This window comes from Neorhizobium tunisiense (assembly GCF_039631515.1).
Classification (GTDB): domain Bacteria; phylum Pseudomonadota; class Alphaproteobacteria; order Rhizobiales; family Rhizobiaceae; genus Neorhizobium.
In genome coordinates, this window is record NZ_JBDIUU010000010.1 from 1 (window position 1) to 21,862 (window position 21,862).

Here is a 21,862-nt window from a genome sequence, read left to right on the forward strand (position 1 = left end):
GCTGTTGACTTCAAATGGTGGTGGGCACTATAACCCGCTCACTGAACGAGGGCGGCGGCGCTGCTGGCGACGACGACTTTCGTTCTAAAGAAATCACTGATTGATTGGCGCATGCTGGTTGGGACCGGGTTACGGTTTGGTCTCTGAAAGCAGTGCTGTTCGGGAAGTTTTGACGGTTTGGCCTTTTGGTTTTGAAGCGTCGGTTATTTGACAATTGAAGATGAGAAGAAAGAGAAACGTGGTCGGCGGTTTTCGCGGGTGAAGCTTTCGGGCTTTGCTCATAGGAAGACAAATGACGGTCACGTTTTGAACAAGAGAACACCTGGTTTTTTGGCGCAGTGATGCGGTTTAAGATCATAGTGAGTTCTCGTCGATTCAGAACAAGAGTGATTAGTCGGATTGGATTCTCAACTTGAGAGTTTGATCCTGGCTCAGAACGAACGCTGGCGGCAGGCTTAACACATGCAAGTCGAGCGCCCCGCAAGGGGAGCGGCAGACGGGTGAGTAACGCGTGGGAATCTACCCATCCCTACGGAACAACTCCGGGAAACTGGAGCTAATACCGTATACGCCCTTCGGGGGAAAGATTTATCGGGGATGGATGAGCCCGCGTTGGATTAGCTAGTTGGTGGGGTAAAGGCCTACCAAGGCGACGATCCATAGCTGGTCTGAGAGGATGATCAGCCACATTGGGACTGAGACACGGCCCAAACTCCTACGGGAGGCAGCAGTGGGGAATATTGGACAATGGGCGCAAGCCTGATCCAGCCATGCCGCGTGAGTGATGAAGGTCTTAGGATTGTAAAGCTCTTTCACCGGAGAAGATAATGACGGTATCCGGAGAAGAAGCCCCGGCTAACTTCGTGCCAGCAGCCGCGGTAATACGAAGGGGGCTAGCGTTGTTCGGAATTACTGGGCGTAAAGCGCACGTAGGCGGATATTTAAGTCAGGGGTGAAATCCCAGAGCTCAACTCTGGAACTGCCTTTGATACTGGGTATCTTGAGTATGGAAGAGGTAAGTGGAATTGCGAGTGTAGAGGTGAAATTCGTAGATATTCGCAGGAACACCAGTGGCGAAGGCGGCTTACTGGTCCATTACTGACGCTGAGGTGCGAAAGCGTGGGGAGCAAACAGGATTAGATACCCTGGTAGTCCACGCCGTAAACGATGAATGTTAGCCGTCGGCAAGTTTACTTGTCGGTGGCGCAGCTAACGCATTAAACATTCCGCCTGGGGAGTACGGTCGCAAGATTAAAACTCAAAGGAATTGACGGGGGCCCGCACAAGCGGTGGAGCATGTGGTTTAATTCGAAGCAACGCGCAGAACCTTACCAGCCCTTGACATGCCCGGCTCGCCACAGAGATGTGGTTTTCCCTTCGGGGACCGGGACACAGGTGCTGCATGGCTGTCGTCAGCTCGTGTCGTGAGATGTTGGGTTAAGTCCCGCAACGAGCGCAACCCTCGCCCTTAGTTGCCAGCATTCAGTTGGGCACTCTAAGGGGACTGCCGGTGATAAGCCGAGAGGAAGGTGGGGATGACGTCAAGTCCTCATGGCCCTTACGGGCTGGGCTACACACGTGCTACAATGGTGGTGACAGTGGGCAGCGAAGGAGCGATCCCGAGCTAATCTCCAAAAGCCATCTCAGTTCGGATTGCACTCTGCAACTCGAGTGCATGAAGTTGGAATCGCTAGTAATCGCGGATCAGCACGCCGCGGTGAATACGTTCCCGGGCCTTGTACACACCGCCCGTCACACCATGGGAGTTGGTTTTACCCGAAGGTAGTGCGCTAACCGCAAGGAGGCAGCTAACCACGGTAGGGTCAGCGACTGGGGTGAAGTCGTAACAAGGTAGCCGTAGGGGAACCTGCGGCTGGATCACCTCCTTTCTAAGGAAGCTGTGGAATTGGTAAGACGCCTGACCTGATCTTCGGATCAACTCAGGATGAACCTTCCCGTGCTTTTTAGAACAATAGATGGCACCAGTCAGGTGACCATCGAAACGCAATACGCCACGGAATACCTTCGGGTATCGGATGGTATGGCGAACCCGCCGACTACGTTTCTCTTTCTTCAAAAGGATATGAACCATTGGTTTGCGCTCACGCACGTACCGCCCTTCGGGCTGTGCTCCGCGAGGGCGCCGGACGACCGGCGACGGCTCGCTGAGCTTGTATGGGCGGTTTACGTTTGGGCTTTCGAGCCTGGCGAGATGGGCCCGTAGCTCAGTTGGTTAGAGCACACGCTTGATAAGCGTGGGGTCGGTAGTTCGAGTCTACCCGGGCCCACCATTTTTGGTTCGCCAATGTGGTTTGTTTGATGGTTTGCCTGATCCTGGCGTTTGTTTCGTCAGGTGTTTGTGATGGTTGGGGCTGTAGCTCAGCTGGGAGAGCACCTGCTTTGCAAGCAGGGGGTCAGCGGTTCGATCCCGCTCAGCTCCACCAATTCACTTTGGTGTCGATGCGAGCGCGAAACATATCCTTTGAAGAAATAAAAGTTTGCATCACTTCGATGAAGTGCTGCCTGTTCTGCAAAAATCGTGAAGAGAAGATTGATCTGGAGGCTTCCAGGTATGGGTTTAGGCCCATGTCCGAGGCCGGTTCCAATGACGTCGTGGATGGCCTAGCCGGCCGGATACGAAAGAGGGGCCGGAAGAGGTAGGAAGCTTGTCACTCTGGTCGGTCGTTGTTGGTGTTCTGACCTTCGGGTTTGAGCATCTCTGACGACTTGCTGATGTCCGTTTGCTAACCGCGCGGACCCGGATTTAATCTCGAGAAGCTGGTCTTAAAGACAGGTTTGCAAGCGGGTCGCTCGGCGTGACCCCAATCAAGCAGGCCTGTCGAACACGTCGATGGCATCATGAGAAGGGCTGGTTGTAAAAGGTAACCGGTCCGTCGCGCATTGGGTCTGAAAGCCTGATGGGTGGCTATATTGATGAGCATTGGCAATGAGAACGATTAAGTGTCGTAAGGGCATTTGGTGGATGCCTTGGCATGCACAGGCGAAGAAGGACGTGATACGCTGCGATAAGCCGTGGGGAGCTGCGAATGAGCTTTGATCCATGGATCTCCGAATGGGGCAACCCACCTTAGATACCTAGAAAGTTTAAGCCGATCTTCGGATCGGTTTAGGTTTCTAGGTATTGTTAAAAGGTATCTTACCTTCGAATAAAATAGGGGTAAGAAGCGAACTCGGGGAACTGAAACATCTAAGTACCCGAAGGAAAGGACATCAACCGAGACTCCGCAAGTAGTGGCGAGCGAACGCGGACCAGGCCAGTGGCAATCAGGAATAAAGCCGAACGCTTTGGAAAAGGCGGCCGCAGCGGGTGATAGCCCCGTAGGCGTAGAACACTGATTGTCCTAGAGTAGGGCGGGACACGTGAAATCCTGTCTGAACATGGGGAGACCACTCTCCAAGCCTAAGTACTCGTGCATGACCGATAGCGAACAAGTACCGTGAGGGAAAGGTGAAAAGCACCCCGACAAGGGGAGTGAAATAGAACCTGAAACCGGATGCCTACAAACAGTCGGAGGGGGCAACCCTGACGGCGTACCTTTTGTATAATGGGTCAACGACTTAGTGTAACTAGCAAGCTTAAGCCGGTAGGTGTAGGCGCAGCGAAAGCGAGTCTGAACAGGGCGTTCAGTTAGTTGCATTAGACCCGAAACCGAGTGATCTAGCCATGAGCAGGTTGAAGGTTGGGTAACACCAACTGGAGGACCGAACCCGCATCTGTTGCAATAGATTGGGATGACTTGTGGCTAGGGGTGAAAGGCCAATCAAACTCGGAAATAGCTGGTTCTCCGCGAAAACTATTTAGGTAGTGCGTCGATCGAATACCCCGGGGGGTAGAGCACTGGATGGGCTATGGGGACTCACCGTCTTACTGATCCTAACCAAACTCCGAATACCCGGGAGTACTAATCGGCAGACACACGGCGGGTGCTAACGTCCGTCGTGAAAAGGGAAACAACCCTGACCTCCAGCTAAGGTCCCCAAGTCATGGCTAAGTGGGAAAGGATGTGAGGATCCCAAAACAACCAGGATGTTGGCTTAGAAGCAGCCATCATTTAAAGAAAGCGTAACAGCTCACTGGTCTAATTAAGGGTCTTTGCGCCGAAAATGTAACGGGGCTAAAGCCATGCACCGAAGCTGAGGATACGTGACTTGTCACGTGTGGTAGCGGAGCGTTCCGTAAGCCTGTGAAGGAGGACCCGTGAGGGCCTCTGGAGGTATCGGAAGTGCGAATGTTGACATGAGTAACGATAAAGAGGGTGAGAGACCCTCTCGCCGAAAGACCAAGGGTTCCTGCTTAAAGTTAATCTGAGCAGGGTTAGCCGGCCCCTAAGCCGAGGCAGAAATGCGTAGGTGATGGGAACCACGTTAATATTCGTGGGCCTGGTGGTAGTGACGGATCGCAAAAATTGTTCAACCTTATTGGATTGGTTGGGCAGTGGGGCGGTTCCAGGAAATAGCTCCACCATTATAGACCGTACCCGAAACCGACACAGGTGGTCAGGTAGAGTATACCAAGGCGCTTGAGAGAACTATGTTGAAGGAACTCGGCAAATTGCACGCGTAACTTCGGAAGAAGCGTGACCCCATTTTGGGCAACCATAATGGGGTGGCACAGACCAGGGGGTAGCGACTGTTTATCAAAAACACAGGGCTCTGCGAAGTCTAAAGACGACGTATAGGGTCTGACGCCTGCCCGGTGCTGGAAGGTTAAGAGGAGAGGTGCAAGCTTTGAATCGAAGCCCCAGTAAACGGCGGCCGTAACTATAACGGTCCTAAGGTAGCGAAATTCCTTGTCGGGTAAGTTCCGACCTGCACGAATGGCGTAACGACTTCCCCGCTGTCTCCAACATAGACTCAGTGAAATTGAATTCCCCGTGAAGATGCGGGGTTCCTGCGGTTAGACGGAAAGACCCCGTGCACCTTTACTATAGCTTTACACTGGCATTCGTGTCGGCATGTGTAGGATAGGTGGTAGGCTTTGAAGCGGGGACGCCAGTCTTCGTGGAGCCATCCTTGAAATACCACCCTTATCGTCATGGATGTCTAACCGCGGTCCGTCATCCGGATCCGGGACAGTGTATGGTGGGTAGTTTGACTGGGGCGGTCGCCTCCGAAAGAGTAACGGAGGCGCGCGATGGTGGGCTCAGACCGGTCGGAAATCGGTCGTCGAGTGCAATGGCATAAGCCCGCCTGACTGCGAGACTGACAAGTCGAGCAGAGACGAAAGTCGGTCATAGTGATCCGGTGGTCCCGCGTGGAAGGGCCATCGCTCAACGGATAAAAGGTACGCCGGGGATAACAGGCTGATGACCCCCAAGAGTCCATATCGACGGGGTTGTTTGGCACCTCGATGTCGGCTCATCGCATCCTGGGGCTGGAGCAGGTCCCAAGGGTTTGGCTGTTCGCCAATTAAAGCGGTACGTGAGCTGGGTTCAGAACGTCGTGAGACAGTTCGGTCCCTATCTGCCGTGGGTGTAGGAATATTGACAGGATCTGTCCCTAGTACGAGAGGACCGGGATGGACATATCTCTGGTGGACCTGTTGTCCTGCCAAGGGCATAGCAGGGTAGCTATATATGGAATGGATAACCGCTGAAGGCATCTAAGCGGGAAACCAACCTGAAAACGAGTGTTCCCTATCAGGGCCGTGGAAGACGACCACGTTGATAGGCCGGGTGTGGACGTGCAGCAATGCATGAAGCTTACCGGTACTAATAGCCCGATTGGCTTGATCGTTCTCATTGATTATGCTCATCGAACGAAGTTCGATGTGCCTAAGACCTTTGTCCTGACGGCGTACGCAAACCTTTGGTTTGCTGCCTGCGGACGGCCCGCGCCACATGGCGCGACGGCCTCTGGCCTGCATGGGTGCCCAAAGCGCTCATCGGGTCTGGAAAGGTTTAAAGACGTGTTCAAAGACTAAAAACGAAGTGAAAACTTCACCAGCTTCTCACAATGTTGCGCTTCGCTGACCTGGTGGTTATTGCGGGGCGGCCGCACCCGTTCCCATTCCGAACACGGCCGTGAAACGCCCCTGCGCCAATGGTACTCCGTCTCAAGACGCGGGAGAGTAGGTCGCTGCCAGGTCTGCTAAACGCAACATATCTTCTCATTCACGAAAACAAACGGCCCCTGGCCGAAACCAAGGGCCGCCCAAAAGCGGCCCTTTTGCCGTTCAATACCGAAATACGAGGCAAGCCGCACTGGAAACTTTCCCCTGCGTCCCTCACAGGAGACAAATCGCCTTCGGCAATTTGCTCCGGCACAGTCCGCCATCGCGTCGCGACGGCGGAGCCGCGACAAACCTCAAAGAGGTTTGCGCTTAACGCGGGGTGGAGCAGCCCGGTAGCTCGTCAGGCTCATAACCTGAAGGCCGCAGGTTCAAATCCTGCCCCCGCAACCAAATCTTACATAATCATCAACACGAAAGCCCTCCTCACCCGAGGGCTTTCGTGCGTTTGGAGGCTCGAACGCATCACCCTCAGATCGCCCGAAACGCCCGGCTACTTGTCATCGCTCAGGGTCTCTTGGAAGCGAGTGAAATTGGGATGACGGAACAGATCGGCTTATTCGACTTTTCCGATGGGGAAGGGCCGGATCTCATTGAACGATCCGGCCGGTGAAGGGGCTGAAGCAAGCCGTTATGCGACCTGTGCGGCAAGCTTTACGGCATCCGCGCCTGCCGGGATGCGAAACGGCGAAGAGGCATCGGTCACGGCCCGCCATACCGCTTTTGCCACGTCGTTCGCAGTTGTGATTTCGACCGGCTGCGGTGGCGTTGCGGAGAACACCTGTTTCGCCCAGCCGGCATAGGCTTCGGGTATGCCGTTCTGCGAGCGATCGCGGGCGGCCACGCTAAAAGACGTTTCCGGCGCCCGCCCGGGGATGACCAGCCGCACACGTACCCCGAACGGCTCCACCTCTAACGCGAGGTTTTCGCTGAACGCCTCCACGGCGGCCTTGCTGGCCGTGTAGGCGGACAGCATCGGCAACGGCTTGAGCGTCACGGCAGACGACACGTTGACGATCACGCCTGTCCCTTGCGCACGTAAGCCGGGCAATACGGCTTGCGACATCGCCATGGTGCCGAAGGTGTTCAGCTCGAAAAGCTGGCGTGTTGCGTCGATCGAAACGCCTTCCAGCGCACCCAGGAGACCGGCACCCGCATTGTTGACGAGGGCATCGATCGGTCCTGCTTCGTCCAGAGCACGGGTGATGCTGGCAGCATCGGTCACATCGAGCGCGATGACGCGCAGACGTTCGGATGCGGGCAGCATATCCCCACGAGGCGTGCGCATCGTGGCAATAACCGTCCAGTCGTGATCGAGGAAATAGCGGGCGATCTCAAGCCCGAAGCCGGACGAACAGCCGGTGATGAGGATGGTGTTCATGTGAAACTCCTGTTTGTGGTGATGGTATAGCGCGGCCGTGGGAGGGGTCGGACGGGTTTTACGAGGGGGCCGGAACAGGCGCGTCCGGCGACCTACTTTGTCTCGACGTCGCCTTCCGACGTAGCATCGGCTGCCAGCGTCGCGACCGTATCCGAAAATGCGGGATCGCCGGGATAGAGCGCGCTGCGGAGGAAGGAGGTTGAAAGACGCTGAATCGCGGCGACACGCTGGGGCCGTTCGTCCGTCGTCTCGCGCGCCTCGTAACCGGGGATACCGCCAAGAGAATGTTCGCCACCAAAGGCCGTGAACAGCGCCTTTGGCGAAGGGCTCAGATCGTAGGCATCACGCCACCAGTCCGGCCCACGCACGGTCAGACCGCCCTGATCGCGATCACCCGCCACAATAAGGTTCGGCGCCGTCATGGTCGAGAAGTCAGCGTGCATGAACGGGAAGGCCTGGGCTGCACGTTGGCTCAGGTACTTGCCCCCACCGCCTGGCACCGCCAGTAATACGCCCGCCTTTACCCGGTTGTCCTTCCTGTTGACCGCCGATCCGCCGTCGGGATCGGGATGGGTGGCGCCAAGCAAGGTACTGGCGGTCTGCCCGCCCCACGAATGACCGGCAACCGCGATGCGCGAACGATCGAGCCTTCCCGGATCATCGGTGCCTCGCTCTCGATGCGATCGAGCCCGTCGAGGACGGCCGCAAGGTCTTCCTCGCGGAAGCGCCAGAGTTGCGGGCGGCGAGGATCGTCGGGGGCAAGACCGAGCATCCGCGAATCCAGATGCGTCGGCTGGATCACGACAAAGCCGTGTGCCGCCCAATAATCGGCGAGGGGGCCATAGGCGTAAAGCGACTGGCCGTTGCCGTGCGAGAAGATGATGACGGGCAGCGCGTCGCCTGCGATCGGTAAGGAAACCCGGACATGCAGGTCAACGCCTCGTTCAGGGGACGGCAAGGTAATGGGAGCGATGGAGACAATGGCGGGTAAGCCGGCGACATGCGCGCAGGCTTCAGCGCAAGAACTGGACATAGGACTGCGAACCTTCGAACTAGCAAACGGATCGGTGATCCGTTATGCTATAAATACGGATCGCTGATCCGTTTAGCAAGAAGGGTCCCGGAAAATGTTGTCGACCAAGTTCCGGAATGCAGTCGAGGCCGCGTCGCCGAGCCCTGGCGATGCCGAAGCGCCCGCACGGCGCATGCGTGCCGATGCTCGCAGGAACGAGGAAGCAATTTTGGAAGCCGCCAAAATCGTGTTCGCCCGTTCGGGGGTTGATGCGCCCATCCGGGAGATCGCGACACAAGCGGGTGTCGGGCTGGGTACGCTCTATCGCCGTTTCCCGAACCGTGCCGACCTGGTGGCAGCGGTGTTCCGCCGCGAGGTCGATGCCTGCGCCGATGCGGCAGGGCCGCTTGCCGCTGAGCGCGGACCGGCCGATGCGCTGGCAGCCTGGCTGATGCGCTACACGCGCTTCCTGTCCACCAAGCAGGGTTTGGCCGCCGCGCTCCATTCCGGCGATCCGGCATTCGCCACCTTGCCGGAATATTTCCGAAGCCGATTTGAACCGGCTCTGTCGATGCTGCTGAATGCCGCTGCGGATGCAGGGGAAGTCCGTGCCGACGTCGCTCCCTACGATCTGCTGCGCGCGATCGGGAACCTCGCCGTGGCTTCCGGGGAAGATGGGCCGGCGCACACCGAACGAATGCTCATGCTGCTGCTGGATGGCCTGCGCTATGGCGCGGCGAATCCGAAATAGCCGCGACTGCTACCTTGGTCAGGATCGCCAGATCGCGGAGCCTGTCGGTGCTGAGGTCCAAGCCGCTCACCGCGGGTCTCGGGCGAGTTTCCGAAAACGGCTGAGTGGCTTGATGGTTTGCCTTCTTCCGTCGTAGTCTCGCCCGCCTTCGCTGTACGCAAACCGGCTGTCGCGGTCTTTTGGCGCCCTCACGCCTTCGACGAGATTGCCCGTGAGGCTCCGGAAGGCCTCAACCCGTTCCAGGCGTTCGGCGAGCTCCTGCGGGAGCAGCCGCAGGTGACGATCGTCAAGCTCGCCGGGCTGGCGCGCGGCGGCGGAGCGGAGTTCGTCGCGGCAGCTGACATGGCATTTGCCGCCGAGGGTCGGGCAGGGCTTGCCCAATGCGAGGCGTTGATGGGCATCACGCCGGGCGGCGGGGCTACCCAGTATCTGTCCAGCCGGATGACGCGCGGCCGGGCTCTTGAAGTGATCCTCGGCGCCGATCTCGTCGATGCGACGACGGCGGAGAGCTACGGTTGGATCAACCGGGTGCTGCCGGCTTCAGAGCTCGACGGTTTCGTCGATCGGCTGGCGTGCAACATCGCCGCCTTGCCCGAAGGCGTTATCGCCGCGGCCAAAAGGGCGTTGCCTCTCAAAGACCTGCGGGATGGCTTTAGGCGCGAGCATGAGGCCTGGGCAGGATTGTTCGAACTCCCTGCTGCCGAAAAGCTCATCCGGGGCGGACTGAAAACAGGAGCGCAAACCAGGGAGGGTGAGAGAAATTTGGAAGGCTTGCTCCGTAGATTGAAGGTGTGAGGTCTGACTGACGAGAGAACAGCGAAACCGCTGCGGCGAGCTATTGCGTGGCGGTTTCGGTCTTTGGATGGCACGCCTGCGTTACTGAAAGCGCCGACGCTAAATCATGATCGCGTTCGCACCACTTTCTGCCGCGGGAAGAGAATCTCTCCAGATGATGTCTCCATTCCGCTAACGGCGAGTGGCACATCATATCGCGCCGGGCACGATATTCCGAGTTTCGTATGCAATCTGGAAGCAGATTCCGGTAAGAACGGGAGCAAACATCGAGCGACGATGGCGAGCCCGTAGACCTGCTCCGCCAGAGCCGCCCCAAGACGATCGGAAATTAATCGTCGTTCCGTTTCGTCGAGCTCGCCGAGCAAGGCCTTGGCATCAGACCAGGGCGCTTTCCGCGTAAACTCCCTGTTCGCGGACCCTAGATAGGAAAAGATTTCTGTCAGGCCAACGTGAAGTTCGTAGTTATCGAAGGCATCCAGGATTTTTTCGGGAAGGCGCGCTGCTTCGCGAACAAGGGCACTGTCGGGAACCGCTGGTGTCACACCGGAAAAGGATGACGCCAGCACCGTGAGAACCCGATTGAGAAGATTTCCAAGCTGCCCGCCAAGCTCACCAGACCATGCGGCCTCCAGCCGTTCTTCAGAGAAATCCCCATCCTCAGCGGAACGAATGTGGCGTAGCAAGTAATAGCGCAGTGCGTCCGGCGTCTTATAGTATTGCACGAGGCCATGTGGATCGACGCCGTTGCCGGCCGATTTTCCGATCTTTCGCCCGTCTAGAGTTAGGTAGCCATGAACGAAGATCGAGGACGGGAGCGGCACTCCGGCAGACAGGAGTATCGCCGGCCAGTAAATCGCATGAAACTTGGAAATTCCCTTGCCAACATAGTGTGTGCGTTCGCCTTCGTGTGCCCAGTATCGCCGGAAGAGGGCTTCGTCTGAACCATAACCAAGGCCTGTTAGATAGTTCGCCAGAGCATCGAACCAGACATAAATAACTTCGTCGCTCCCAGGCACGGGCACGCCCCAGCCGCGTGCTCGTTCAGCACTTCGCGACACACTGATGTCCTCGAGTCCGCGCCGAAGCAGGGCGAGTATCTCGTTACGACGGTGAATTGGAACGACCTCAAGCTCTTCTGCCTCGATCAAATGACGAAGGCGGTCGCCATATCGAGAGAGGCGGAAGAACCAGTTCTCCTCCTTCACGATCTCAAGCGGGATGCCATGCTCCGGGCATCTGCCGTCGTCGAGATCCGGAAGCTCGTAGAACTGCTCACAGCCCACGCAATAAAAGCCTTCATAACTCTTTCGATAGAGGTCGCCATTCTTGGCGCAAGCGTTCCACAGTGAATGAACGCAGGCAATATGTCTTGGATCCGTGGATGTGCGAACGAATGCATCGTTCGAGATATCAAGGCTCCTGCCCAGCTTTTCGAAGCGGTCCGCGTTCTCGCCGACGAAGTCGGCCACCGGACGTCCCGCTGCTTCCGCGGCGCGAACGTTTTTCAGACTGTTGTCATCCGTACCGCACTGAAACCTGACGTCTTTGCCCAGAAGTCGGGAATGGCGTGCATAAGCATCGGCCTGCACGAGTTCGAGCGCAAAACCAACATGCGGCGCGGCATTGACGTATGGAATCGAGGTGGTGATGTAAGTCGTCGTGCTGTTCATCGGGATATCCTTGTGAAGGTTGAATGTCCCTCAAGGCGGATCGGCCAATGAAAAACCGCCTCAAGGGCGGTCTAAGGTGCATCAGAAGCGCACAAAATCCGCCACGCTAGGAGCGCGGCATCATCATCGTGGCGTTGGCGAGGCATTTGTTCATGTTGTCAGTGCTATCAGCTGGTCACGACCGGAGCAAGGCCGCATTTGAGGGACGTTTCCCAAATCATGTCGCTGGTTTGTTCGTTCGCAACAGACCACCGCTTCCATCCGCCGACGTAAGGTGCCGATCGTCAGCGAACGGATGCGGTGGTCCGAATTGATGGAGGCTGCTATTTGGTGATGAAAGCCAGAATATCCTCGTTCAGAACATCTGCGTTGACCGTTAACATGCCGTGCGAGTAACCGGGATAGGTCTTCAACAAACCATTCTTGAGCAGTTTGACCGCCTTCGAAGCCGACGCTGCAATCGGAACGACTTGGTCGTCCTCGCCGTGCAGCACCAGCGTCGGTACGGTGATGGCCTTGAGGTCCTCTGTCTGGTCGGTTTCCGAAAACGCCTTGATGCCGTCGTAATGTGCCTTGGCGCTACCCATCATACCCTGTCGCCACCAGTTCTGGATCACGCCTTCATGGACCGTCGAACCGTCGCGATTGAACCCATAGAACGGACCGGCGGGAACGTCTCGGAAGAATTGGGCACGGTTGCTGGCCAGCGCCGAACGGAAGCCGTCAAAGACCTCGATCGGTGTGCCCTCGGGGTTGCTGTCGGTCTTCAGCATCAGCGGAGGAATGGCGGCGACCAGAACAGCCTTGGCCACACGACCGGCCGGTTCGCCGTGCCGTGCCACATATCGCGCGACTTCGCCGCCGCCGGTGGAGTGGCCGACGTGAACCGCGTTCCGCAGGTCCAGGGCCCTGGTTACGGCAAAAGCGTCGGCCGCGTAATGGTCGATGTCATGACCTTCGGCAACCTGCTCCGAACGACCGTGCCCGCGCCGGTCATGCGCGACCACGCGAAATCCCTTCGACAGGAAGAAAAGCATCTGCGCGTCCCAGTCGTCGGATGACAGAGGCCAGCCATGATGAAACACAATTGGCTGCGCATCCTTGGGACCCCAGTCCTTGTAGAAAATCTGTACACCGTCGTCTGTGGTCACGAAGCCCATGGTAAGCTCTCCTTCTGATGGTTTGATTGTGGCAGGTTCGTCGGCGCGCACGTTCGATGACTTGATGGCATCTCAAGACGTGAACCGATAGGCCGCTTTCGTGCAAAGCTGTGTCGCTGAAAGCGGAACGCCATTGTCAATTCAGCGGGACCCCCGAGCCGAATTCATCGTTGGTGAAAGCCGCTCAGGTACTTAATGACATTGGCTTCGAGCCGCCCGACGGAAGACCGAGCAGGCGGCGCGCGACGAAGCAATCGATTTTTTCCGTCAGCGGAAAACAACTGGGTTCATCGCTGCAGATCAGCCACCGGCGCGCTGCCGAACATGCTCTTGTACTCGCGGCTGAACTGCGACGGGCTCTTATACCCCACCTCATATGCGACGCGCGACACATTGGTATTCCCGCCGGCAAGAAGCTTTCGCGCCTCAAGCAGGCGAATATGGCGTTGAAAGGCAAGTGGGCTGAATCCCGTAACTTCCTTGAAATGCCTGTGAAAGCTTGTAACGCTCATGTGAGATGACGCTGCCAGCTCAGGAATGTTGACAACTTCGCTGTGATTGACGGCGAGCCAATCGGCTGCTGCCTTGAGTTGCTGGAAACGGCCGTTTCTCTGGCTGACCTGTCGGAGCGTATCGCCCATCGAACTCTGAAGCAGGCGATAATAGAGCTCGAACTCGTAGTGTGGTGCCAGCGCACCGATATCGTCGGGCGTGTTCAGCAGCCCGACGAGGCGAGCAAACGCGTCGCCGACGGGTCCGTCCAGACCGCCGGCGGCGACTGCGCATGTCCAACGGTCCTCACGCTTGGGGATATCGAGCATGGCGCGCGTCAAAATATCGGCATCAAGATGAAGGCTGATGCCGACATAGGGGAAATTGGGCTTAGCGCCGGTCAATTGGTGGCTGTAGGGCAGACCAAAGGACGATACCGCGCAAGCGCCTGTGACCAGTTCGAACCGATTGGCGCCCATGATCAAGACTTTGGTTCCGCGCAACACCGCATAGAACATGGGTTCGAACACCGCCGGAGTGGGCGACGTGGCCCTTGCGCTTGTCCAAATCGTCAAGCGCGGAACGGGGGTGGGAACGCCGACTGTACCCGCATGCGCCGAAACAAACGGAGCAACGGCCTTCAGCAGAAGTGTCGATGGCTTCACAGGATCGAACATCACGTCAGCATGTAGTGATTGGTAGGATCAGGCAAGTGTCTGGGAAGATCAGGAATGTTGCCTGCGTCGAAACTGCCTATTTGTGGCTCAACAGAAAGCCTACCGGAGCAGCTCGTAGCGAGGAATGAGCCTCCCAATCGGCGTCAAGGCGACAGGAATAGGAAAGGGTTCGACCATGCAGGAACTAGCTGGAAAGAATGCGCTCGTCACCGGTGGATCGCGTGGCATCGGGGCTGCGATCGCAATTGCTCTGTCGGAGAAGGGTGCGAACGTTGCGATAACGTACGAGCGATCCGCCGACAGCGCGGAGCGACTTTCCCGGACTATTGAAGGGAATGGGGGCAAGGCCATCGCGATACAGGCCGACAGCGCGAATCCTTCGGCCATCCAGCGGTCGGTGGACGAAACTGTCCGCACACTGGGTGGTCTCGACATTCTCGTCAACAATGCGGCGATCGCGCGATACAACAATATTGCAGATTTCACGATCGAGGACATCGATGCGCTGCTTGCCGTTAACGTGCGTGGGCCTGTTCTGACTGCAAAGGCTGCCATCCCTCACCTCAAGGAAGGCGGGCGCATCATTACCATCGGATCGGCAGGCGCGGATCGCATAGCCGGGGTGCCTGGTACGGTCTATTACATGACCAAGGGCGCGCTCCAGGCATTTAACCGCGGCCTCGCGCGCGAATTGGGCCCCCGAGACATAACGGTCAATCTCGTGCAACCGGGATCGACAAACACGGAATCAAATCCGGAGACGGGCGAATTCGCCGACTACCAGCGCAGTCTCAGCGCACTCGGTCGCTTCAACCAGCCGCAGGATGTCGCGGCTGCAGTTGCTTTCCTGGCGACACCGGCCGCCCGACAGATTACCGGCACCATCCTCACGGTGGACGGCGGTGCTCTCGCGTAGTCCTTGGTGATGGCTGTGGTTGCTCGCCTGCAATCAGGCAACCTTCGTTTCGCCAATAGCGTACCAGCCGCGTAACTCGCGTTCTTCTTTACGATTGGACCGGCGATTGTCCTGATGGCGGCGGCCGTGGTCGCGGTGCCCCTGTTTCGGCGGTTAGGCCTCGGCTCGGTTCCCGGATATTTCGCAGCCGGCGTGCTGGTCGGGTCGGAGGTCGCCGCGGCGCTACCGGCCAATACGCCAAAGACTATTCGATCTTTCACCTGCCGACGAGAAGGACTTTTTCGTGGTCGAGGGCGCTGGCCATTACGACATGTATTACAAACCGGAATATGTGGGTCCGGCAATTGACCGGCTGACGGCGTTCTATTCAAAGTATCTGCCGACATAGTCGCCGGCCTGCGCGTCAGCTCCGGGACCGTCTCGATCTGCCGCTCTATATCCGTTAGATGGGCTGTTCGTTTCCTTGCCCGCTATCATCGAAACACTCGATCAGCATTTCGGTCAGGACGCGGATCTTTCGAGAGGGGTGCTGTCCCGGCGGACGAACGACATAGATTCCGGCCGGGGGTGGCGGATGATTTTTCATGACCGTCACCAACGTGCCGGAATTGAGATAGTCCCGGGTGAGGCCATCGGGGAGGGCAGCGATACCCAAACCGGCCGCGGCAGCGACGACGAGAGCCGCCCCGTTGTCAGCCTTGAAACGGCCCTGCGGGCGAATGGTCAGGATCTTGTCGCCATCCATCACCTGCCACGTTTCCATCCCCTGCATAAGCGCCTGATGCGTGACGAGTTCCTCCGCTGTTTCCGGGGAGCCATGGGCTTTGATATAGGCGGGGCTCGCGACGTATTTTCCATAGAGGGGACCAACGCGTCTTGCAATCAGGTTGGAATCCTGAAGCGTGCCGACCCGGATCGCGCAATCAAACCCTTCCGCAATCAGGTCCACGAAACGGTCGCTATAGCTTGTCTGGATCTGCAGTTGCGGATGGCGCAATGCCAGGTCCGCAAGGACAGATGCAAAGTGGGTGGGCCCGAACGATAGGGGCGCCGCAATTCTCAGGCGACCGCTCAGTTCGCCAGCCGGCAGGATCGTGTCTCTGGCGACATCGATCTCGGCGCTGACCCTGGCCGCATAATCACGGAAAGTGGCGCCCGCTTCCGTCAAGGACGCCCCGCGTGTCGACCTTGCAAGCAGCTGGACGCCCAGCTCAGCCTCAAGTCTTACGAGCCGTCGGCTGACCATTGATTTGGAGACACCCAGCCGGAGCGCAGCAGACGTCACTCCGCCCGCATCCGCAACCTCCACAAACGTCCGCAGATCTTCGATGTCCATGCTGCGTTCCCCGTTCCGCGACACTGTTTGGCACAAACGATGACTACCGCATCGAAATCGGGAATGACAAGGTCCCTTCGCAGACGGCGCTTCGGAGGGCGCTTGTTCCCTCCAGCAACGTGTCTCAACCAACCGCGAACCTAGGAATTTATCCATGACCTTCCGTAACGGCCTTGACTCACTTCTTCGTCCCGAAGATTCCGTCCTCGTCATGATCGACCATCAGCCCTATCAGCTCGCGAACGTGAACAGCCACGATCCGCAGGCGGTCGTGAACAACACGACGGCGCTTGCGAAAGCGGCAAAGGTTTTCAACGTCCCCACAATCCTGACAAGCGTGATAGCCGGCCGGGGTGGCCTGCTCTTCAAGCACCTCACCGATGTTTTTCCCGGACAGGAGGTGATCGACCGCACATTCATCAACACCTGGCAGGACCCGAAAGTGGTGGACATGGTGAAGGCTACCGGCCGCAAGCAGCTGATCATTGCTGGCCTGTGGACCGAAGTCTGCGTTGCGATGCCGGCAATCCAGGCCGCGGGCGAAGGCTGGGACGTTACGGTGATTACCGACGCATCGGGTGGGACTTCAGTCGAAGCGCACCAGGTGGCGATCCAGCGGATGATGGGGGCTGGCATCAATATGATGACCTGGCTCGCGATCGCTGCCGAATGGCAGCGCGATTGGGCTCGTGAGGAGACCGCGGCCGCGCTGACCGACGTCATCGTCGACCATGCCGGCGGCAGCGGCATCGCCTACCTGTGGGAACAGCAACTGCTCAACACGCCTGTACAGGCGGCCCGTCAGGCCGGTCTGTAAAAGCCGGCTGAGATGGCGAGTTCTCGGCCTAATGCCATTGCAAGGCGCTAAGTCGAGCCTCGTCATCACCACCATTTCTGAAGGAACAACTGTAATGCCGATCAACCGCTTTCCTCGACCCTGAAGAGGCGTCGCTTATCGCCGACAACGACTAAATGCATCTGTGAGGATTCACATGGAAATCGGTATCGACAGTTTTGCAGCCATCCTTCCTGATCCGGCAACGGGAAATCTCCCGTCACCGACCGATCGCATGGCCGAGCTTATCGAGGAGGTCGTGGTCGCAGATCGCGTCGGGCTCGACGTCTTCGGTATCGGCGAGCATCACCGCAGCGAGTTTCTCGACTCCGCCCCGGCCGTCATTCTGGCCGCGGCCGCGGCCCGCACCTCCCGCATCCGGTTGACGAGTGCGGTCACGGTTCTCAGCGCCGCCGATCCGGTGCGTGTTTTCCAGGAATTCGCAACCCTCGACCTGATTTCCAAGGGTCGTGCGGAGCTCGTGGTCGGCCGCGGATCCTTCATCGAGGCCTACCCGCTGTTCGGCCTTGATACGCGTCACTATGACGAGCTCTTCGCCGAAAAGCTCGACCTGTTTCTCAAGCTCGGTGAGGCGAGAGATATCACCTGGGAAGGCCGCTTTCGTCCGCAGCTCAAAGGGCAAGGCGTCTTTCCGCGTCCACATCAGTCGCGGCTACCGGTCTGGATCGGCGTCGGCGGTTCGCCGGAATCCTTCGCACGCGCCGGTGCACTTGGCCTTCCCTTGATGGTGGCGATCATCGGCGGCAGCTTCGAACGCTTCCGGCCACTTGTCGATCTCTATCGCGAAAATGGTCAACGCGCCGGGCATGATCCCGAAAAGCTCAAGGTGGGAGTCCATGCAATGGGTTTCGTCGGCGAGACCGACAGGGCTGCAAAGGATGCCTTCTTTCCCGGATGGGCGCATCTGACGACGAAGATCGGTCGTGAGCGCGGCTGGTCGCCACCGACGCGACCGCAGTTCGAGATCATGGCGGGTCCTGACGGCGCATTCCTGGTCGGCGATCCGAAAACCGTTGCAGCTAAGATGCTGCGGGCTAGCGAAACGCTTGGTGGCCTGTCGCGCATGACCTTTCAGATGAGTACCGCTTCGCTTGAAACGGAAGCGATGAGGCGGTCGATCGAACTGCTGGGCACTGAGGTAGCTCCGATCATCAGGGCGGCGCGATAGGACCGGGTATCGACCGTGTCGCAACGGAGGAATGCCAAATGGATATCGAAGATCTGCGGGTATTCGTCGAGGTTGCCGATTCAGGGGGGATCACCTCGGCTGCGCGCCGACTGGGAGTGTCCAAGTCGATGGTCAGCCGCGCGCTCGCCAGGATCGAGGCTGCGCTCGGGACCCAGCTTCTTGCGCGAACGACACGGGGAGCCGGTCTGACGGAAGCAGGGGTCTTGTTTCGGGATCATGCAGCACGGGTTTGTGCCGAGATCGACACCGCGCGCGAGGCGATCCTGCCCGAAGGTGACCTTCGTGGACGTTTCCGGGTGGCAGTTCCGCTGACATCGGGTCCGGTACATTTTGCACCTGTTCTCGCCAAGATGGCGCGCCACCACCCGCAGCTTCAGATACAAGCCGACTACAGCGATCGGTTCGCCGACCTGATCGTCGACGGGTTCGATTGCGCGATCCGTGTTGGTGCCCTGCGCGACTCGAATCTCATGGCAAAACGGGTCGGCCAGATTTGCGGCAAGCTGGTGGCGAGTCCGGACTATATAAGATTGAACGGCTCGCCGGAGGCGCCGGAAGAGATCGCGTCCTACCAGGCTTTGGTTGGTGCGGAGACCTGGCGATTCATGGACGGCGACAAGATCATCACCGTGCAGCCGCAGGGCCGCTTCAGGACCGACAACGGCATGGCGCTTGCGAGCGCAGCCGCCGAGGGGCTCGGCATCGCCTGGCTCCCCGATTGCGTCACCCATGATTATCTCGCGTCAGGGGCTCTCGTTCCGATCATGACCCGTTTTCCGCTACCGGTCGGCGGGGTCTATGTCGTACGGCCTCCCGGTCCACATCCGTCCCGAAAAGTGCGCGTCCTTTCGGAGTTCCTGATCGAATCCTTTGAGACTGACGCGCATCTTTGGGGCGCCGGAAGTTGATGCCGTAAACAGCGCGTTCCGCTTGCCGCAACACAGCGTAGCGTTTCCCGCAGCTAGCCGCGGGTGCCGTCGCTTTCTAGTCTCGGTGGCGGCTTTGGCCGATCGGGCAGCACAACGAAAGGGCAGGCGAACGGCGCCTATCCTGCAGAGTGAAGAGGAGAACACGCATGAGTTGGAATCCCGCCATTGCACCAGCCTGTCCTGAAGAGATCGGCCTGGATGCGATCGACACCCTCATCATTCCACGTTCGCGCGATCTCGGTGGCTTCGAAGTCCGGCGCGCCTTGCCTGCGCCGAAGCGCCAGATGGTGGGTCCGTTCATCTTCTTCGATCAGGTCGGGCCTGCGGAATTTCTGACTGGACAGGGCATCGATGTGCGGCCGCACCCCCATATTGGCCTCGGCACCCTCACCTATCTTTATCGCGGCGAATTCCATCACCGCGACAGCACAGGTGCCGACCAGATCATTCGCCCCGGAGCCCTGAACTGGATGGTCGCGGGGCGGGGTGTGTCGCATTCAGAGCGCACTACGCCAGAAGGCCGCAGCGGGCCGCACCACAGGCGGCCAAGGTGCAAGGCTGATGGCACTGGGCGGCGCGACGCTTTCAGGGCCACGCTATATCTGGTGGAATTTCGTCGCATCCTCGGAGGAGCGTATCGAAGAGGCCAAGGCCGAATGGCGGGCCGAGAACTGGGGGAAGGGGCGTTTCGATCTCCCGGTTGACGACAGGGACGAGCACATTCCGTTGCCCGATTGATTTCTGCCAGTCGGCTTTAATTTGGAGACCATCTGAGGATGGGGCGGGTCGGCGCCTTAAACACGGAGGAAATGCGATGAGCGAAGAGGTTGAACGGGAAGATGGCAGGTCCAAGGGGCGCTACCGGATCGTTGTTGATGGGCACGAGGCCGAGATGACATACAGTCGAGCGGGTCAAAAGCTGATCATCATCGACCACACGGATGTTCCTGCCGCGTTGCGCGGTCGAAAAATCGGCGAGCAATTGGTCCGGCAGGCGGTAGAGGACGCCCGGCGCGAAGGTATCGCGATCATACCGCTTTGCCCATTCGCGAAAGCGCAGATAGAGCGCCATGCGGAATGGCGGGATGTTTTGAGAAAGTGAAAAATTCTGCCGAACAAAGAACCAGAGCCGGCGATACGGAATGTTATGCGGAAGAACACCTATCTGTTTCAAGAGGCGAAGCAGGCCCTTCAAGCTACTGCCGAAGAGATGAACAATGGCCGAAAACACTCCTGATCTAGTTTTGGCAGATCGCCAGATCGCCGAGGTCATCAGTCGCACCGACAAGACTCTTGCTGCCGCGGTCTCCTGTGCTCTGGAAGAAGCGACCAAAAGGGTGGTCGAGGAAATGCGAGCAATCGGCCAGGAAGATGCTGCGCCAGCATCGCAATATTTTGCGGCAGTTGTTCATCAGAGAATGTATTGTCTCATGTGTGGTGCAGACCCGGATACATTCGAAGGGGGAAACCCTGAAATTGCCTACCACGTCATCCGCAATTCCCAGAATATCGCCAAGCACTACTGGTCCGCGGACATTGAGCCTTATCCACCGAAATAGCGATGGATCATTCATCGACATCCAGTATCGCGCAGACCCGCCCGCCTGACCGCAAGGGTTCGATCGAGAACTTGATTTGACCTCAGGGCCAGCGATCTCTTTTGCCAAGCCACAGAGTTGGAGAGAGCCGGTCGACCTTGCAATCCTGACGTTACAGGCAAGCTGATCGTTCGTCTTGCTTGCCAAGGCCCGCCGCGCCGTCCTTGATGGACGCGGTTCCGAAACGTTCGATGAGCATTTCAGTGAGTATCCTCACCTTTCGCGAGGGATGCTGGCCTGGCGGCCTCACGACAAAGATACCGGCTGGCGGAATCGGATGGCGCGTCATGATTGGCACCAGCGCGCCCGAGGAAATATGATCCGCGACAAGCGGTTCCGGCAGGTACCCGATCCCGATACCGTCCAGAGCGGCAGACACAAGCGATACTCCGCTATCAGCTATGAATCGTCCCTGGGGACGCACCGTGACAATCCTGTCGCCGTCCATGAATTGCCACCTCTCGTCGTCTCGCATGACGACTTGATGATCTACGATGTCGTCCGGTGTTACGGGAGCGCCGTGAGCGTCTATGTATTCAGGACTTGCCACGAGGATGCCGAAGATCGATCCGACACGTTTTGCGACCAGCACCGAATCTTGAAGGTGGCCAAGCCGAATGGCGCAGTCAAAACCCTCTCCGACGAGATCGACGAAACGATCGGTATAGGAAGAAAGGATTTGCAGTTGCGGATGCCTGCGCGCCATTTGAGAGAGGATAGGAGCAAAATGTGTTGGGCCAAAAGAAAGCGGCGCAGCGACACGTAGCCGGCCGCGAAGATCTCCGGAGGGAAGAGTGGCCTCCCTCGCAACTTCAAACTCGCTGCAGATTCTTGCTGCGTGCTCGCGAAACGTTGCGCCAGCTTCGGTCAAGGAAGCGCCGCGCGTCGTTCGCGCGAGCAATTGAACGCCCAGGAATTGCTCAAGTCGGGCAAGCCTTCGGCTGACAAGCGATTTGGAAACGCCGAGCCGGCGCGCTGCCTGTGTGAGGCCGGTTGCGTCGGCAACCTCCACGAAGGTGCGCAATTCCTCAATATCCATTGGTGTTTCCTTTTTGGCGACATGGTGTGT

The 21,862-nt window shown here is 58.2% G+C and carries 16 protein-coding genes, 3 tRNA genes, 3 rRNA genes and 1 pseudogene; 15 read left to right on the plus strand and 8 right to left on the minus strand.

Features of this window, described 5'->3' with window-relative positions:
- Positions 1 to 408 precede the first annotated feature (408 nt).
- The 6 genes from ABCW43_RS24770 (at position 409) to ABCW43_RS24795 (ending at position 6,424) form a co-directional block, all read left to right on the plus strand.
- Positions 409 to 1,889 (plus strand): 16S ribosomal RNA (locus tag ABCW43_RS24770).
- A 325-nt stretch (positions 1,890 to 2,214) separates the two neighbouring features.
- Positions 2,215 to 2,291, plus strand: a tRNA-Ile gene (locus ABCW43_RS24775).
- Between the two features lie 77 nt (positions 2,292 to 2,368).
- Positions 2,369 to 2,444, plus strand: a tRNA-Ala gene (locus ABCW43_RS24780).
- A 511-nt stretch (positions 2,445 to 2,955) separates the two neighbouring features.
- A 23S ribosomal RNA gene (locus ABCW43_RS24785) occupies positions 2,956 to 5,757 on the plus strand.
- A gap of 236 nt (positions 5,758 to 5,993) precedes the next feature.
- Positions 5,994 to 6,108: ribosomal RNA gene (gene rrf, locus ABCW43_RS24790) — 5S ribosomal RNA — on the plus strand.
- The 16S, 23S and 5S rRNA genes sit together here with 3 tRNA genes alongside, the layout of an rRNA operon.
- 239 nt (positions 6,109 to 6,347) lie before the next feature.
- Positions 6,348 to 6,424, plus strand: a tRNA-Met gene (locus tag ABCW43_RS24795).
- 238 nt (positions 6,425 to 6,662) lie between these two features.
- On the opposite strand, the gene ABCW43_RS24800 is transcribed toward ABCW43_RS24795, so the two are convergent.
- The 3 genes from ABCW43_RS24800 to ABCW43_RS24810 all read right to left on the minus strand — a co-directional run bounded on the left by ABCW43_RS24800 (position 6,663) and on the right by ABCW43_RS24810 (position 8,445).
- Complete coding sequence (locus ABCW43_RS24800; protein WP_345929426.1) at positions 6,663 to 7,412, minus strand: SDR family oxidoreductase; 750 nt, start codon at positions 7,410 to 7,412, stop codon at positions 6,663 to 6,665.
- A 92-nt stretch (positions 7,413 to 7,504) separates the two neighbouring features.
- Complete coding sequence (locus tag ABCW43_RS24805) at positions 7,505 to 7,999, minus strand: hypothetical protein (protein ID WP_345929893.1); 495 nt, start codon at positions 7,997 to 7,999, stop codon at positions 7,505 to 7,507.
- Positions 7,933 to 8,445 carry an alpha/beta hydrolase family protein gene (locus tag ABCW43_RS24810; RefSeq protein WP_345929428.1) on the minus strand — a complete coding sequence of 171 codons (513 nt, stop codon included), beginning with the start codon at positions 8,443 to 8,445 and terminating at the stop codon, positions 7,933 to 7,935. The genes ABCW43_RS24805 and ABCW43_RS24810 overlap by 67 nt, the downstream gene beginning before the upstream one ends.
- Positions 8,446 to 8,539: 94 nt before the next feature.
- On the opposite strand from ABCW43_RS24810, the gene ABCW43_RS24815 reads away from it, so the two are divergent.
- Both ABCW43_RS24815 and ABCW43_RS24820 read left to right on the plus strand, forming a co-directional pair.
- Positions 8,540 to 9,175 (plus strand): TetR/AcrR family transcriptional regulator, encoded by a 636-nt coding sequence (locus ABCW43_RS24815; protein WP_445738999.1) that lies wholly within the window; start codon positions 8,540 to 8,542, stop codon positions 9,173 to 9,175.
- A gap of 117 nt (positions 9,176 to 9,292) precedes the next feature.
- On the plus strand, positions 9,293 to 9,970 hold the full coding sequence (locus ABCW43_RS24820) for an enoyl-CoA hydratase/isomerase family protein (RefSeq protein WP_345929429.1): 678 nt from the start codon (positions 9,293 to 9,295) through the stop codon (positions 9,968 to 9,970).
- A gap of 104 nt (positions 9,971 to 10,074) precedes the next feature.
- On the opposite strand, the gene ABCW43_RS24825 is transcribed toward ABCW43_RS24820, so the two are convergent.
- From ABCW43_RS24825 to ABCW43_RS24835, 3 genes are all read right to left on the minus strand, one after another.
- Positions 10,075 to 11,640, minus strand: coding sequence for a methionine--tRNA ligase (locus ABCW43_RS24825; protein ID WP_345929431.1), 1,566 nt, complete (start codon positions 11,638 to 11,640; stop codon positions 10,075 to 10,077).
- Between the two features lie 323 nt (positions 11,641 to 11,963).
- Complete coding sequence (locus ABCW43_RS24830) at positions 11,964 to 12,800, minus strand: alpha/beta fold hydrolase (protein WP_345929433.1); 837 nt, start codon at positions 12,798 to 12,800, stop codon at positions 11,964 to 11,966.
- Positions 12,801 to 13,087: 287 nt separating this feature from the next.
- The gene (locus ABCW43_RS24835; protein WP_345929435.1) at positions 13,088 to 13,969 is read right to left on the minus strand and encodes an AraC family transcriptional regulator; all 882 of its coding nucleotides are present in this window, start codon (positions 13,967 to 13,969) and stop codon (positions 13,088 to 13,090) included.
- Between the two features lie 175 nt (positions 13,970 to 14,144).
- Between ABCW43_RS24835 and ABCW43_RS24840 the strand changes: the two genes are divergently transcribed.
- Entirely contained in the window at positions 14,145 to 14,885 is a 741-nt protein-coding gene (locus ABCW43_RS24840) for an SDR family NAD(P)-dependent oxidoreductase (protein WP_345929437.1), read from the plus strand.
- 442 nt (positions 14,886 to 15,327) lie between these two features.
- Here the strand turns inward: ABCW43_RS24840 and ABCW43_RS24845 are convergent, their stop codons facing one another.
- Complete coding sequence (locus ABCW43_RS24845; protein WP_345929439.1) at positions 15,328 to 16,221, minus strand: LysR family transcriptional regulator; 894 nt, start codon at positions 16,219 to 16,221, stop codon at positions 15,328 to 15,330.
- A gap of 154 nt (positions 16,222 to 16,375) precedes the next feature.
- Here ABCW43_RS24845 and ABCW43_RS24850 point away from each other — a divergent pair, with 154 nt between their 5' ends.
- From ABCW43_RS24850 to ABCW43_RS24875, 6 genes and pseudogenes are all read left to right on the plus strand, one after another.
- A complete protein-coding gene (locus ABCW43_RS24850; RefSeq protein WP_345929441.1) occupies positions 16,376 to 17,038 on the plus strand; it encodes a hydrolase in 663 nt (220 codons plus the stop codon).
- Between the two features lie 175 nt (positions 17,039 to 17,213).
- Complete coding sequence (locus tag ABCW43_RS24855; protein WP_345929443.1) at positions 17,214 to 18,245, plus strand: LLM class flavin-dependent oxidoreductase; 1,032 nt, start codon at positions 17,214 to 17,216, stop codon at positions 18,243 to 18,245.
- Between the two features lie 38 nt (positions 18,246 to 18,283).
- A complete protein-coding gene (locus ABCW43_RS24860) occupies positions 18,284 to 19,174 on the plus strand; it encodes a LysR family transcriptional regulator (protein WP_345929445.1) in 891 nt (296 codons plus the stop codon).
- 167 nt (positions 19,175 to 19,341) lie between these two features.
- Positions 19,342 to 19,933 (plus strand): annotated as a pseudogene (locus ABCW43_RS24865) (pirin family protein).
- Between the two features lie 76 nt (positions 19,934 to 20,009).
- On the plus strand, positions 20,010 to 20,297 hold the full coding sequence (locus tag ABCW43_RS24870; RefSeq protein ID WP_345929447.1) for a GNAT family N-acetyltransferase: 288 nt from the start codon (positions 20,010 to 20,012) through the stop codon (positions 20,295 to 20,297).
- 115 nt (positions 20,298 to 20,412) lie between these two features.
- On the plus strand, positions 20,413 to 20,754 hold the full coding sequence (locus tag ABCW43_RS24875) for a hypothetical protein (RefSeq protein WP_345929449.1): 342 nt from the start codon (positions 20,413 to 20,415) through the stop codon (positions 20,752 to 20,754).
- 151 nt (positions 20,755 to 20,905) lie between these two features.
- On the opposite strand, the gene ABCW43_RS24880 is transcribed toward ABCW43_RS24875, so the two are convergent.
- Complete coding sequence (locus ABCW43_RS24880; protein ID WP_345929450.1) at positions 20,906 to 21,832, minus strand: LysR family transcriptional regulator; 927 nt, start codon at positions 21,830 to 21,832, stop codon at positions 20,906 to 20,908.
- Positions 21,833 to 21,862 lie beyond the last annotated feature (30 nt).